Annotated in this window: 12 protein-coding genes; 6 read left to right on the top strand and 6 right to left on the bottom strand. The window is 67.5% G+C overall.

The genetic code is table 11. The features are described from left to right. The first annotated feature begins 16 nt into the window (after positions 1-16). The 3 genes from mca (at position 17) to MPARV_RS0101785 (ending at position 2,744) form a co-directional block, all read left to right on the top strand. The gene (gene mca, locus MPARV_RS0101795; protein WP_012230621.1) at positions 17-940 is read left to right on the top strand and encodes a mycothiol conjugate amidase Mca; all 924 of its coding nucleotides are present in this window, start codon (positions 17-19) and stop codon (positions 938-940) included. A gap of 104 nt (positions 941-1,044) precedes the next feature. After that, the gene (locus MPARV_RS0101790) at positions 1,045-1,770 is read left to right on the top strand and encodes a hypothetical protein (RefSeq protein WP_155852285.1); all 726 of its coding nucleotides are present in this window, start codon (positions 1,045-1,047) and stop codon (positions 1,768-1,770) included. 104 nt (positions 1,771-1,874) lie between these two features. Beyond that, positions 1,875-2,744, top strand: a complete 870-nt coding sequence (locus tag MPARV_RS0101785; protein WP_020377016.1) for a ChbG/HpnK family deacetylase — start codon at positions 1,875-1,877, stop codon at positions 2,742-2,744. 42 nt (positions 2,745-2,786) lie between these two features. On the opposite strand, the gene MPARV_RS20635 is transcribed toward MPARV_RS0101785, so the two are convergent. The 3 genes from MPARV_RS20635 to MPARV_RS0101770 form a co-directional block, all read right to left on the bottom strand. Continuing rightward, a complete protein-coding gene (locus MPARV_RS20635; RefSeq protein WP_155852286.1) occupies positions 2,787-3,281 on the bottom strand; it encodes a thermonuclease family protein in 495 nt (164 codons plus the stop codon). Positions 3,282-3,356: 75 nt separating this feature from the next. Further along, positions 3,357-3,734 (bottom strand): hypothetical protein, encoded by a 378-nt coding sequence (locus MPARV_RS0101775; protein ID WP_155852287.1) that lies wholly within the window; start codon positions 3,732-3,734, stop codon positions 3,357-3,359. Positions 3,735-3,803: 69 nt separating this feature from the next. After that, positions 3,804-5,198: an amidase gene (locus MPARV_RS0101770; RefSeq protein ID WP_020377015.1), complete on the bottom strand. Its 1,395-nt coding sequence runs from the start codon at positions 5,196-5,198 to the stop codon at positions 3,804-3,806. A gap of 24 nt (positions 5,199-5,222) precedes the next feature. Here MPARV_RS0101770 and MPARV_RS0101765 point away from each other — a divergent pair, with 24 nt between their 5' ends. Further along, on the top strand, positions 5,223-6,086 hold the full coding sequence (locus MPARV_RS0101765; RefSeq protein ID WP_012230640.1) for an acyl-CoA thioesterase: 864 nt from the start codon (positions 5,223-5,225) through the stop codon (positions 6,084-6,086). Between the two features lie 11 nt (positions 6,087-6,097). Further along, positions 6,098-7,051, top strand: a complete 954-nt coding sequence (locus MPARV_RS0101760; RefSeq protein ID WP_031277032.1) for an LLM class F420-dependent oxidoreductase — start codon at positions 6,098-6,100, stop codon at positions 7,049-7,051. Here the strand turns inward: MPARV_RS0101760 and MPARV_RS0101755 are convergent. After that, entirely contained in the window at positions 6,972-8,573 is a 1,602-nt protein-coding gene (locus MPARV_RS0101755) for a carotenoid oxygenase family protein (protein WP_020377014.1), read from the bottom strand. The two genes, MPARV_RS0101760 and MPARV_RS0101755, sit on opposite strands and share 80 nt — an antisense overlap. Before the next feature lie 131 nt (positions 8,574-8,704). On the opposite strand from MPARV_RS0101755, the gene MPARV_RS0101750 reads away from it, so the two are divergent. Then, on the top strand, positions 8,705-10,240 hold the full coding sequence (locus MPARV_RS0101750; RefSeq protein ID WP_031277030.1) for a trypsin-like peptidase domain-containing protein: 1,536 nt from the start codon (positions 8,705-8,707) through the stop codon (positions 10,238-10,240). Between the two features lie 25 nt (positions 10,241-10,265). Here MPARV_RS0101750 and MPARV_RS0101745 read toward each other — a convergent pair whose 3' ends face one another. Together MPARV_RS0101745 and MPARV_RS23360 are read right to left on the bottom strand one after the other, a co-directional pair. Further along, complete coding sequence (locus MPARV_RS0101745) at positions 10,266-11,072, bottom strand: SDR family oxidoreductase (protein ID WP_012230648.1); 807 nt, start codon at positions 11,070-11,072, stop codon at positions 10,266-10,268. 46 nt (positions 11,073-11,118) lie between these two features. Beyond that, positions 11,119-13,629 (bottom strand): LLM class flavin-dependent oxidoreductase, encoded by a 2,511-nt coding sequence (locus tag MPARV_RS23360; protein WP_012230650.1) that lies wholly within the window; start codon positions 13,627-13,629, stop codon positions 11,119-11,121. Positions 13,630-13,686 lie beyond the last annotated feature (57 nt).

Raw genomic sequence — 13,686 nt, 5'->3', positions numbered from 1 at the left:
ACATCAAGGAGACGCTGTGACCCATCATGGAGCATCGGTCTTGGACCAGGCCGACCCGGCGCCGACCGATCGGCACGGCAGGCCGCTTCGGTTGCTGAGCATTCACGCGCACCCGGACGACGAGGCGTCGAAGGGCGCCGGGACGGTTCGTCGATACGTCAACGCCGGCATCGGGGCAACGCTGGTGTGCTGCACCGGCGGAGAGGCGGGGGACATTCTCAACCCTGCGATGGATCGGCCCAGTGTGGTCGAGAATCTTCAGGCGGTGCGCATGGTGGAGCTGGGCCGGTCCGCGCAGATCATCGGCTACGACCGGGTTGAGCTACTCGGTTATCGCGACTCCGGCATGGAGGGAACCGAGCCCAACGCGCACCCGGACAACTTCGCCAATGCGCCGTTTGATGAGGCGGTGGGTCGTTTGGTGGCCATGCTTCGCCGGGAGCAACCCCAGGTGGTGATCACCTATGGCGACGACCAGCGGGCCTATGGCCACCCGGATCATCTGCGGGTTCACGAGATCTCCATGCCGGCGGTCGAGGCCGCCGCTGACCCTGCATATCGACCCGAGTTGGGCGACCCGCACCAGGTGGACAAGGTGTATTCCACCGTGTGGTACCGCAAGCGCATGGAAGCGTTGCATCACGCCATGGAGGAAGCCGGCCTGGAATCGCCCTTCGACGAGGAGTGGCGCAAACGCTGGGCCGACTTCGATCAGGACCACCGGGTAACCGCCTTTGTGGACGTGTCGGGCTATTACTGGGTGCGTCAGGACGCATTGTTGGCCCATGCCACCCAGGTGGACCCCAACGTGGGGTTCTGGTTCGGGGTGCCCGACGAGGTGGCCGACCGGGTGGAGCCCTACGACACCTACGTGCTCGACCACTCGGTCGTGGCAACACAGTCGCCGGAGCACGACCTGTTCGCCGGCGTGCGCGCCTGAGGGGCCACCGCCGAGGACCTGACCGACCATCCGCCGACGCCCCGCGAGTCGCTTGTAGCGTCGTTGGGTCGGCAGGCGAGCCTGGGAGGTGTGCCGTGAAACACATGGCGGCCACACGCGCGACCCCTCATCGGCCGCCCCTCGGACCCTCGTCCCGTCGGCTGGTGGCGGTGATCGCCATGGTGATGCTGTTGGTGGTCGCCGGGTGCACCGATGAGGGTGACGCCGACTTTGGCAGCGTCTTGGTCGACGACACGCTGGTGGACAGCCCCCCGGCCAAAGGGCCGCTGAAGATGAGCTTGTCGCGTGGTTTCGACGAGGAGATCGCAGACGCCCCGGTTGGTGAGACCTACGCGCTGCGATTTACCCTTCGCAACGGCACCGAAGGTCCTGTCAGCATGGGCGGCATACAACTGGATCAGGTGCAGGGAGACCTGCGCTTTGTGGACGCGCTGGCCGAGGTCCGGGTCAAGGGGCTGGATCGCGAGGCCAGGGTCTTCAAGGGGTGGCCGCCATCCAAGAAGCGGGTGGGCATGGAGGAGTTCGATCAGTTCTCGACGGCCACCGTTCCCGCCGGCGGGGCAATTGACGTACTGGTCGCGTTTCAACTCGGGTCGGGCCTGATCGGTCGGTTCTCCGGTGTCACGATCGTGTATTCCGCCGGGGGCGTGAACTTTCGGCCGGTGTTCGATCTGGCGGTTGCGCTGTGCAGTGGCGCCTACGTCGATGGCGAGGACTGTGCCGGCGAGTCGCAACTCGACAAGCTGATCGATTTGAACGACCTGGGACGGGAGACCGACCCCTCCGCTGACGTCGACTCCGCCAACTGATCTCGACTCCGCCAACTGATCTCGACTCCGCCAACTGATCCCGACCCACCGCTGAAGGCTCTGTGGCGGCCATCGGCCATGGCACGCCGGTACGCTTCCGTGAAGTGAGCGAACTCTGCGAGGCGATGGGCCGGTCGAGCACTGACCGGCTGGTTATTTTCACGATGGATGGGCTGGGCCGCAGTCACGCGTCCAACGAGGGGGTCTATTCGGCGCTGCGTCGAGGTCTTGGCACCTCGGCTGGCTTGATGGTGCCGACTCCTTGGGCCCGACACGCAGCGAAGCGTTATCGGGGTGAGCAGGTGGGGCTGCTGCTGACGCTGATCGCCGAGTCCGACCTGTATCGCTGGGGTCCCGTCACCAGCGCGCCGTCGCTGTTGGACGGCGATGGCGGGTTTCCACGGACCTTGGAGGATCTGTGGGATCACGCCGACCTCGACGAGGTGTTCCGAGAGGCTCACGCACAGATCGAACGGGCGATTTTGTGGGGTTTCGACGTGACGTACCTGTCGTCGCACCTGGGAGCGATGGAGCGTCGGGCCGAGTTCTTCGGTGTCTATCTGGAACTGGCCGAGGAGTATCGGTTGCCCGTGCGGCTCCCGTCGGCGTCCGATCAGCGCAGCCTGGGCGTGCCGCTGAGCAGCCTGGCGGCGCAAGCGGGGGTGCTTTCGCCCGACCACGTCGTGGCTGTGCGCGGTGGTTCGGCCCGCGGCACGATCGAGCAGGCGCTGTCGAACCTCGAGCCCGGCGTGACCGAGTTGCGGCTGCGCCCGGCGGTGGACACCCCCGAACTGCGTGCGCTGGGCGGCGACTGGGCCGATCGGGTGGGGGACCTGGATGTGGCCATGGACGCCGATATCTCGGTGTTGATGCAGCGCGCAGGAGCCGAGCTGATCGGCTGGGCGGAGTTGCGCAGGGCGATGGGTCGCCGCTCAGGCTCGTCGGTGGAGGCGGCCCGTACGGGCAGAACCTGACGCTCCCTGGCGGGGAGTGAGCGCGGGTTGGCAGATGTCGGTTCACTCGAAGGGGCTTGGACATGCCCCCCAGGCCCCCAGCTTCTGCGCACGAGCCTGGTTGCGAGCCGCTGCAAAATCGGCCAGGTACGCCTTGTTTGGGCCGATTCGCAGGGTATCGGCGAACCCGCCGGCCAGCAGGTGCCGGTTGACCACCAGTTTGTCGGGCATCCGTGTGACGTAGGCCAACAGTCGCCCATATCGATCACGGAGCTCGACGTCGCGCTCAAGTCGTACCCAGGTGCCGGGCGGGAGCAACGCCTTGGTCTCGTGGCTGGCCTCCGGCCCGAAGCACCCAACCGGCCGCCGAGGGTCGACCGTTTCTGGCGTGTCGATGCCCAGCAGGCGCACTCGTTCGGTATGACCGTCGAGGGTGACGTCGATGGTGTCGCCGTCGGCTACCGAGCTGACCTGGGCCATGCCCGGTTTGGTGGACTGGGACGTGACCCGACCGACACGAGCCCAAACCAGAAGGCCCACCAGCACGACGCCGATCATGACAGCGACCAACGGCACACGCTTTGTGTTCACATCACTCGGGCCCGGGTAGCGGCGGCGAGGTGGGTGGCCGACTCATGCGGCGGGCCTGGCGCGGCGTGGCCGGCGAAGGGGCACCTGCAAGGCGTCGGCGACGTTGGCGGGGTTGTTCAGGCTGATGACCCCGGACAGGGCGGCACGTTGGCGGGCATCCGCCTCGTTCCGCGCGACCTCCTCGGCGCGGATGCGCGCGGCGGCGATGACCTCACGAGCCTTGGCAACGCGACGGCGTCCCAGCTCGCAGGTGCCGGCGTCCAGATGCACCGCCACCCAGCGCTGTGCCGGCTCGGCCTGACGCCGCCGGAGCGAGGCCTGCGCCAACGACTCGCGGGCCGCCGCCACGCGTGGGTCACCACCTGCAGCGGGGCCCACCTGGTCCGAGATGAGGTCGAGGAGAGACAACTGGGTACTCATGGCGCCCATCATGACGACGACCTGTGACAAACAAGGATGGGGGCTGCTCCCCGGGGAGGAGGTGCGCCTCTACGAGATGTTGGGCGCCACCAGCGGCCAAGGGCACTGTGCCTCGGCAAGCGCGGCCAGATCCAGCAGCAGTTCCTCGCTGTGATGCCGAGAGGCCACCTGCATGCCCACCGGCAGTCCGTTCAGTTGCTCCACGGGAATGGAGATCGCCGGGTTGCCGACAATGTTGTACGGGATGGTGAGTGCGCCATTGTTGCCCAGGTCGACCTTTGTGCCCGCCACCCGGGTGTTCACCTCGAGATGGGCCGGGAACGCGGTATCGGGGTTGGTGGCAGAGATGATGAAGTCCACCTGAGCGAACAGCTCGGCCAGGGTGGCGTTGGCCCGGGTCCGGGCCGCCTCTGCGGCGCCCATCGTGTCCAGGTTCATGGCCGAGTCGGCCATCTCCAGACCAAACGCCATCGCCGGTGTGAGTTGCTGCAGCTTGTCTCGCCAGTCGTCGCCCAGCTCGTGGCGCAGGTGGCACAGGTTGCCCATGGCCCACTCCAGACCCAGCCCGGGCAGCTCCACAGGTACGTCCACCAGCACCAGCCCGGCATCGGCCGCCAGGGCCTCGCCGGCGTCGCGTACGCGTCGGGCCACCTCGGGGTTCACGGTCGCCACGCCCAAATCGGGGCTGATCACTGCTCGACGGCCACGCAGGCTGTCGCCGTAGCTGCCAAGGTTGGCTTCCCAACCATCCCGGCGGGGCAGCGAGTACGGATCGACGGGGTCGTAGCCGGACGCCACGTCGAGGTGGCGGGCAAGGTCGCGCACCGAGCGGGCCAACACCCCATTGACCACGGTCATCGGGTGGACCGAGGCGTTGGGGCCCCGAGGAATCCGCCCGGCGGTGGTCTTCAAGCCGGGGAGCCCGCAGAAGCCTGCGGGGATGCGGATGGAACCACCCCCGTCGCCTCCGCTGGCCAGCGGGCAGATGCCGGCGGCTACCGCCGACGCCGATCCGCCCGAGCTTCCACCTGGCGTCATCTCCGGCTTCCAAGCGTTGCCCGTGACACCGTTGAGCCGGGTGTTGGAGACGTTGAGACCGCCAAATTCGCTGGCCGTGGTCAGCCCAAAGGGCACGGCGCCGCCGAGCTTCTCGGTCCGGTCCACGTTGAGCGACGTGTCGGTGGCGACCTCCTCGGCGAACAACAGGGAGGCCTGCGTGGCCGGCCAGCCGACATAGTGGTCCAACTCCTTCACCCCCAGCGGCACCCCGCCGAACGGCTTGGACGTATCGGCCTTGGCCGCCTTGGCAATGGCCATCTCGGGGTCGAGGTGGCTGAAGCAGTTCAAGCGGGTGGCATCGGCGGCGGCCAGCGTGGCCTCCATCTCCTCGATTGGAGACCGGTCTCCGCTGCGAAAGGCCTCGACGAGCGAGCTGGCGTCTCCGGTCCACGGTGCGTCGGTCATGTGCGTGAAGCTACCCTCGGCGTTGTGGATGTCGGAGAATTCTTGGGCCTCGAGGCCACGCACAACCCCCATCGTTGGTACCTGCCGGTGGCACCCGGTCTGGCCACCTTGGGCCGGTTTCTCTTCGGTGGCGCTGGGCTGGGTGCCGCCATCCTGGCACTCGAGCGCACCACCGGCCGGCCGTTGGTGTGGGCCACCGCGCAGTACCTCAGCTACGCCATGATCGACGAGATCATGGACTTGGACGTGACCATCCCGGCGGCTGGGCGCCACACCGCCCAGGCCCGCGTGGTCGGACGGGTCGGCGACCGGGAGATTCTCACCGTGAACGCTGCACTGGGTCAGCGTGACCTGGATGACACCGGCCAGTGGACGGTGATGCCGGAGGTACCGGGCCCGAACGAGTGTGAGGTTCGTGAGTCAACGGGCGGGCTCGGCACCTCGATCATGTCCCGCATTGAAAGCCGTCTGGCCGTGGGCCACCAGTGGGATCGTCTCAACGGCGACCCGGCGCCCGGGGGACGGGCCGCCATGTGGGTGCGGCTCCGGGACGTGGAGCCGTCGGCCGCCAGCCTTGCGGTCCTCGGCGACTACGTGCCGTGGGGCATCAGCCAGGCGTTCGGCTCGTGGACCCGCTCGAACAGTCTGGACAACACGCTGCGAGTGGTTCGCGTGGTGCCCACCGAGTGGGTGTTGCTCGATGTGCGAATCCAGGCGGTGCACAACGGTTTCGGCCACGGTGACGTGTACCAGTGGTCGGAGGACGGCACCCTGATGGGCATCGCCAGCCAGTCGGCCATCGTGCGGGAAGTGTCCGAGCCGACGCCCGGCAGATTGCCGCCGTGGATGGAGAAGGAGCTCAAGGGCGTCCGTGGGGTGACCCCGTGAAGCGACTGGGAATGACCGTTCCGTTTGACAATGTGCCACTGGGCGAACAGCGGGACCGTTTCGTGGAGCTGGAGGACGCCGGCTACAGCGACCTGTGGTCGGCCGAGGCGATGGGTACTGACGCGTTCACCCCGCTGGCCCTGGCCTCGGTGTGGACACCGTCGATGCGTCTCGGCACGGCGATCGTGCCGGCGTTCACCAGGGGGCCCGCCCTGTTGGCACAGTCGGTCGCCTCGCTGGCCCAAGCTGCGCCGGGACGCTTCACCCTGGGGCTCGGAACCAGCTCGGATGTGATTGTGGAGCGCTGGAACGGCATCGACTTCGATCGTCCATACCATCAGGTACGGGACATGGTGCGCTTTCTCCGAGCTGCGATGTCGGGTGAAAAGGTCACGACCGAGGTGAACCACCACCAGGTGAAGGGCTTCCGGCTGGGAGTGCTGCCGCCTGAGCCGGTGCCGATCCACATTGCGGCCCTGCGTGAGGGCATGTTGGCGCTCGCCGGACGCGAGGCCGACGGAGTGATCCTCAACTGGTTGGCCGCCACCGACGTGCCGCGGGTGACCAAGATCGTTCACGATGCCGCCGATGGCGCCGAACGCGAGGTGGTGGCCCGCCTGTTCGTTGCGGTCACCGAGGACCGCGACACCGTGATGGCCCTTGGCCGTCACGCCATTGCGGCCTACCTGAACGTTCCTGTCTACCGGGCCTTTCACGAGTGGCTGGGCCGAGGGGAGCAGCTTGGTGAGATGTGGCGGCTCTGGGGCGAAGGAGATCGCAAGGGCGCGCTCGAGGCCATTCCCGATTCGGTGGTGGACGAGCTGATCATCTGGGGTTCGGCCGGCCAGTGCCGCGAGCACCTCGGCGCCTACGTCGATGCCGGGGTCACCACGCCGGTGGTGGCGTTGTTGCCCTTCGGCTACGACGAGCGCGCCGCCGCGCGTGCCCTGGCTGTGTCCGGCTGAGCCTGAAAGACCCTCGTTGCAGCGAATTCAGTCCCACCGCAAACGCAGTCCCACCGCAAACGCAGTCCGCCGCAAACCAGTTGCCGTGAAAACCGAAGGGAACGCGGCGAGGCATCTTCACCCTGGCCACTGGGCCTGCGGCCACGTCGCGGGCATCGATGACGTCGAGGTAGCTGTGATCACGGGCCAGGTCGGTGGTCAAGGTCACCAACCAACCGTCGTTTTCGGCTGTTCCTTCCGGATCGGCTGCAAACGACGGTTCGCCGCACACCTCCGCCGGTGCGCACTCCCAGGTCACCGACTCGTTACGCTCCAGGTCCCAGGCGGTCACCCCGCCGAAGGTGGCATCGCCCTGCACCACGTCGCGGAGCCACCCGACATAGCCGAATCGATTGGTGCGCCCGGTGAGCGCATCGTTGATGCGGGGGAAATCGCCCGGACGATCATCGAGTTGGGTCGTGGTCACCGTTCCGGCGGCGTCGATGTGCCAGCGGTGCAGGGTCGGGGATACGTCGGCAGCGGGTTGGTCACCAAAGCTGACCGGCAGGGATGATGACCGGCAGCCGACCACGTCGAAGTTTCCGGCGGCGTCCTCCGACGCGTTGAGAAAGTGGAAGACATAGCAGGGGTCGATATCGGACCAGCGAACCTGCCCGCTGCCGTCGAGGGCCAGCACACCAATGCGTGCACCCAGGTCGGGCTCCCAACGGGTGAAGGGCTTGCCCTCCATCAGCGCATTGACGTCGAACACTGCGGGAAGGTCGAAGAACAGCGCATGTTTGTCGGTGATGGCGAAGTCGTGCATCATCACCGCCTGCGGCAGGTCGATCTCGACGCTGGTCAGCAGGTCACCGTGGGCTGAGACCACGTGGTAGCGCAGGTACGGGGGAAACGGCCCATAACCAAAGAAGTGCATGTTGCCGGTTGCCGGGTCGACCTTTGGGTGAGCCGTCATCGCCCCCGCGAGCGCGCCGTCGTAATCGAAGACGCCCAGCGTCGCCAACGTGTCTGGGTCGACCTGGGTGGGGGGAGAGGCCTCCATGAGCGCCAGCATGCGTCCGGCATGAGACACGATGTTGGTATTGGCCGTGTTCTTCATCATGCCAACCTTGGCCATGACGTCGTCCGGCGGCGGCCTGAATCCGGCGAGGCCCCCGAACAGCGGCCGGCCCGCCTCGGCCTCGGCCATCATCCCTGCCGACCGAACCCAACGGTTGCGATAGGAGGCACCCGAGTGACCCAACGTGACCCCGTGCAGCATCGCGTCGCCGTCGAAGAGGTGGTAGGGGCCGTGCGGGGCAAGGAGTGGGTTGGGGCCGTTGCGCAGGTAACTGCCCGTCAGCCCTTCGGGTAGCTCGCCTTCCACCAGCAAGTCGGTGGCATCAATCTCGTCATGAACCGGTCGGTACTGGCCCAAGAGGTGCGGCACCCCACAGCGGGTCCAGTCGGCAAGTGCGGCATCGTCCAGCGACAGGCCGTCGGTCGGTGGTTCCACCTTTGGTGTCAGGCCGGTCTGGTTCATGGGGTTCCCTCCGCATCGACTGGTCGCACGCTATTACCCATCGCCGGTTGATGCCTCGGATCCACCTGTTGCGGGCGTGAAGCGGGCACACTGGAGTGCGACGGGCGATTGACCGGGAGGTCTCCTCCATCATGCGCGTTCGCCGAGCCAACAGCGTGAAGCCATTGATCGCCGCCGGGTTGACGGCGGCAACAGTGATTGCCGTGGGATTTTCGGGTTGCAGCGGGGCCCCCGCCGGTACTGGGCGCGCATCGACGATCACCACCACCTCCCCGGCCGGCTCCTCCCCGGCCACGACCGCTTCCCCGGACAGCACTGCGGTTGTTGTCGATGCGGCCGGCGGCGAGGGGCTGGGTGCGCCGGGGGCAACGTTGCCTCAGGTGAGCGGAAAATCGACCGGCCCTTTTGATTCGGGCAGGTTGGTCGCCTCCACCGGTCCAGCCGTCGCCGCCGTGGTGGCCCGTGCCTGCGACGGTGGGGTCGTACCGTCGACCGCATTCGCCATCGACGACCATCACCTGGTCACCGCGTCGACGTCGTTGGCTGATGACGGGCATGATCCCACCAAGGGAATCGACCCCCGACCGTGGCTCCACCTGGGCGACGGCTCGTGGGTTCGAGGGACGGTGATCGGCGCTTGGCCGGCGCCGAACCTGGCGGTGATCGAAGTGGACCGGGCGATCGAAGGGTCGCTCGGATGGTCCGAGGCGCGTCCGAAGCAGGACGAGTGGGGCGCCGTGGTGGGCTATGCGGCCCGCTCCGACAATGGTTCCGAACTACTGGCAACCAAGGTCACGGGGACGGTGGGCGGTCCGGATCTTCCGATGGTGACGGTCACCGGGGCGGCCGCTGGTCTCGCCGGTCCGGGGCATGTGGGAGCCCCGCTGGTCGATGACCAGGGACGGATCCAGGGCATGGTCGTTCTTCCGGATCCCAAGGGAGACTCGATGGTCGTTCAGGAGGCCACCGTCATGCGAGCTCTGGCAGAGGAGTTCGTGGCGAAGCCGGTGGACCCCAAGCCGGTGTGCGACGCCGACGCCCCGACGCGGCTGGGGCTTGGCTGGGGCCTGTTGCTCGAGCGCCACGGCAGCGACACCGAGGTGACTCAGCTTGGCGGCCGCGATGCCCTCACCAAATATGGACGGGTGGGGTTGGTCGATGCCTCGATGCCGTCGTTTGTGGCCGGTGGGGCATCGGTCGCCGTTGCGCTTGGACCCTTCGGCAGCGAGGCCCAGGCGAAGCTCGCGCAGCCGGCGGTGCGCCAGACGCTCGCCAAGCTGGACCTCGATGGGGAGGCCGAATTGATGCTGGTTCCGTGGAGCACGTTTCCCGACGTGAGGCCGGCGCCCCCAACGACCATTCGGGTGGCGCCGGCGGCCACGGCACCTCCCAAGACCGCAGCGCCTCCAAAGACCAAAACCACTACCGACGAGCGCGCCTCGACTTCGGACTGCTCCGACCCGACCTCGGTGCGGATCATCAGCGGAGCGCCGGCGGGGTACAGCTACAAAATGCGATCGGCGCCGTCAGCGGGCGCATCTGCAGATGCCATGGGGGCCAACGGCCGGCAGGTGTCGGTGGTCAACGGCTCCGAACGCAACGGCTTTGTGCTGATCGCATTGCCCGATGGGCGCTGCCTGTGGGGTTCCAGCCAGTTCCTCGGTTAGGACAACCTCAAACCGGTCGACGTGGTCAGACCAACGAGGCTTGAAGTTTGCGCATGCCCTTGATCCACCGCTCCCGGTCGGTTCCCTTGTGCGCGGCGTAGCGGCCCACCTCCTCGTGGGGGAGTATGAGGAACCGTTCATCGGCCAATCCTTGAAGTACCGCCTCAGCCACCTCCTCCGGTTCGATGATGTTCATCGCACGCACCACATCTGCGGCCAGGGGTGCTGGCTCACCCTCCTGGCCGGGAGGAAACAGGAGGGGCGTCCGGACACCCTGAGGGCACAGGCACGACACCTTGACGCCGCGGTCGCCGTAGGTGATCGAGATCCATTCGGCGAACGCCACAGCAGCCGCCTTGGTCACGGAGTAGGGCGCATCGCCCAGGTTGGTCAGGAGCCCGGCGGCGGAGGCGGTGGTCAACAGGTAGCCGCCACCCCGCTCCAGCCACAATGGGATGAGGGCACGAGCAGATCGAACGTGGGCCATGGTGTTGATATCCCAGATGGCGTCCCAGGTGGCGTCGTCACCCTGTTCTGAGGCGCCGGTTGCGATGCCGGCGTTGGCGACAAACAAGTCGATTGGGCCGATGTTGGCCTCGACCTCCGCGATGAACGCCTCGTTTGCGCCCTCCCGCCCCACGTCGAGCGACCATGCCACGCACTGACCGGACACGCCGTCTTCGATCGACCGGACCACGGCACCGGCGCCCTCGATGTCCCGGTCGGCCAGCACCAGGTTGGCGGGCCGCTCATCGGCACACCGTCGTGCCAGGGCCGCGCCGATGCCGCTGGCCGCTCCGGTGATCACGATGGTGGTGCCGGTGAGTTCCATGGTTGGCGACCCTACGCCGCTGCGTTCGCCAGCCGTCGACCGAACGTCACTGCGAAGCCGACGTGTCGATGAACCGCCAGAACCCTTCGACGGTCGCCCGGGTGGTACGAGGGCTGCCGATCGCCACCCGAACGGCCAACCGGCCGTCGACGAGTGTGCGGGTGCACAGGTAGCGAGGGTCGGAGTCGATGGCATCCAACAGATGCTGCGTCGCCTCGTCTCCAGCGACGTGGGCCAGGCACACGAGCGCCAACGAGCGCGGTGCCACCAACTCGAGGTTGGAGTGCCTGTCGATCTGCTCCTCCAGCCATGTTGCGTCTGCAACCCCCGCACGAATGTGCTCTCTGAGACCCTCCAGTCCGTAGTGGCGCAGGACAAAGAAAAGCTTGAGGGATCTGAAGCGCCGTCCGAGCGGCACCTGCCAGTCTCGAAAATCCACCACCTCGCCGGCGTCTGACCGGGCGGTGCGGAGGTATTCGGGCACGATGCTGAGGGCCTCGGTGAGCGCCGCGCGGTCGCGCACCCAGAACGCGGAGCAGTCGAAGTTGACCATGAGCCACTTGTGGGGGTTGAACAGGTAGCTGTCGGCGCGTTCGACGCCGGCGATCACCCAGCGATACTCGGGATCGATCGCCGCCGAACCCGCCCACGCCGCATCGACGTGGAGCCATATCCCGAGCGGTTCGGTGACCTCGGCGATGGCCTCCACCGGGTCGAATGCCCCGGTGGAGGTGGTCCCGGCGGTGGCGCACACCAACAACGGCACCAGCCCGGCCGCTTGATCGTCGGCCAGCATGGTTTTCAGCGCTGATGGGTCCATGGCGAGATCCGGGTCGGTGGGCACCGCGCGCACTCGCGAGCCTGGAATGCCTGCCACCCGGGCATCTTTTTCGAGTGACGAATGAGTTTCGGCGGTGCCGTACACCACGCAGTCGTCCACCGACGGACCGTCGCTGGTTCCGATGCCCAGGCGGTGGCGGGCGGCCAGGATGGCGCAAAGGGTGCCCGACGACGCCGAGTCCTGCAGCACACCTCCGCCCTCGCCGGTGCTGCCGTCGGCCCGGCGGTGACGGAACACCTCGGGCAGCCCGCAGGCCTCCACCAGCCAGTCCAGCATGTGCTGTTCCAACTCGGTGACCGCCGGCGACGTCGCCCACAGCATGCCCTGCACGCCAAGTCCGGCCGATACCAACTCGGCCAGCACCGCCGGCGGGGAGGCGTTGGCAGGGAAGTAGCCGAAGAAGCCGGGTGCCTGCCAGTGGGTGAGCGCCGGCACGATCACCCGGTCGAGGTCGGCCAGTGCTCCGGCCAGGTCGCCCCCAAGTTGGGGCGGGTGGGGATCGAGTTGGTCACGCACCCACCCCGGCTCGACCGAAGGCCCCACTGGGAGGTCGTCGGTGCGCTGCCAGTAATCCGCCACCCACTCGATCATCTGATGGCCCTGGGTTCGAAAGCCCGACTCGGCGATGCTCAATCGTTCCCGGCGAATGTTCCCGTCGGTGCTGACACGCAGCGGCGCCGTCGCCTCCATCGTGGCGCGAATCGTGGCCATCCGGTCCTCGCCCCATGGCAGCGGCATGATGATCGCCTCGTCGACCCCGGCCTGGTGGTAGGCCTCGACCGCATCGGAAACGGTGGCCGCATCCCCGCAGATGTCGATGGCATCGACCATTGCGTCGCTCATGGCGGTGATCGCGGTGTCGCGGTCGCCGACGTCCATTGCGGCGGTGAACGCAGCGATCTCCTCACCGAACCCAGCTCGGGTAAAGGCTCGTGCGTAGGCGGGCACCACCGCGTACCCAAACAGGTCGCGTCGGCCTTTCGGACGGGCGACTTCGGGATCACACACGCCGACGTGAACGTAGGCGGAGATCCGCACTGACCCGGGTGGGCGCCCTGCGGTTTGCTCGCCGGTGCGCACCTGTTGGATGCACCACGGCACGGCCGACGCCGGGAGGTAGTTCAGGAGCACCCCGTCGGCGGTTGCTCCTGCAAGCCGCAGCATCTGGGTGTTGAGCGCGCCCAGTACAAGTCGTGGCCGTCTGTGGTCCAGACGCACACCCAGGCGGGTCGGTCCCAGCGAGTAGTGGGTGCTCTCGTGACGAACCTTGTCGCCTCCGATCAAGGCACGGGCCACGGCCATCCAGTCGCGTGCCTGGGCGAGCGGGGCATCGCCGTAGGTGGCCCCGTGCCACCGGTCCACCACCACCGGAGAGGAAACCCCGACGCCCAGGCTGATCTCCCGGTCCGGATGCAGCGCCTGCAGGGTGGCGGCCCCCTGCACCGCCAGAAGTGGAGTCCGAAGCTGGAGGGCCAGCACGCCGGTTCCCAGCCCGAGCCGCGTTGCCGCTGCACCTGCGGCGGCCAGGGTGGCGAAGGCCTCGGCGCCGGTGGTCTCCGCTGTCCAGAAGCTGTTGAACCCCAGTTCCTCCGCCCACCTGGCGGCTTCGAGCCCGGCGTCCATGCCCAGCGCCTGGAACGAGGCGAACGTGACGCCGGGTCGGGTCCGCCGACTGTCGGCGCTGGTGGCGGCGTGATGGTCGATGCGTGCGGGCATGGCCGGACCGTACCGGGCGACCGCTCGGTGGGGTGCTGGTCACGTTCGGATTCCCGC

The sequence above is a fragment of the Candidatus Microthrix parvicella Bio17-1 genome (assembly GCF_000299415.1).
GTDB lineage: Bacteria > Actinomycetota > Acidimicrobiia > Acidimicrobiales > Microtrichaceae > Microthrix > Microthrix parvicella.
The sequence above is the reverse complement of the archived record's forward strand: the minus strand, read 5'-3'. Positions and strand labels throughout refer to the sequence as shown.

Excerpts from the sequence above, each read along its gene's own strand:
- MPARV_RS0101790 (WP_155852285.1), top strand. The coding sequence starts at position 1,045 with ATGGCGGCCACACGCGCGACCCCTCATCGGCCGCCCCTCGGACCCTCG.
- MPARV_RS20635 (WP_155852286.1), bottom strand. The coding sequence starts at position 3,281 with ATGATCGGCGTCGTGCTGGTGGGCCTTCTGGTTTGGGCTCGTGTCGGT.
- MPARV_RS0101775 (WP_155852287.1), bottom strand. The coding sequence starts at position 3,734 with ATGAGTACCCAGTTGTCTCTCCTCGACCTCATCTCGGACCAGGTGGGC.
- MPARV_RS0101770 (WP_020377015.1), bottom strand. The coding sequence starts at position 5,198 with ATGACCGACGCACCGTGGACCGGAGACGCCAGCTCGCTCGTCGAGGCC.
- MPARV_RS0101760 (WP_031277032.1), top strand. The coding sequence starts at position 6,098 with ATGACCGTTCCGTTTGACAATGTGCCACTGGGCGAACAGCGGGACCGT.
- MPARV_RS0101755 (WP_020377014.1), bottom strand. The coding sequence starts at position 8,573 with ATGAACCAGACCGGCCTGACACCAAAGGTGGAACCACCGACCGACGGC.
- MPARV_RS0101750 (WP_031277030.1), top strand. The coding sequence starts at position 8,705 with ATGCGCGTTCGCCGAGCCAACAGCGTGAAGCCATTGATCGCCGCCGGG.
- MPARV_RS0101745 (WP_012230648.1), bottom strand. The coding sequence starts at position 11,072 with ATGGAACTCACCGGCACCACCATCGTGATCACCGGAGCGGCCAGCGGC.
- MPARV_RS23360 (WP_012230650.1), bottom strand. The coding sequence starts at position 13,629 with ATGCCCGCACGCATCGACCATCACGCCGCCACCAGCGCCGACAGTCGG.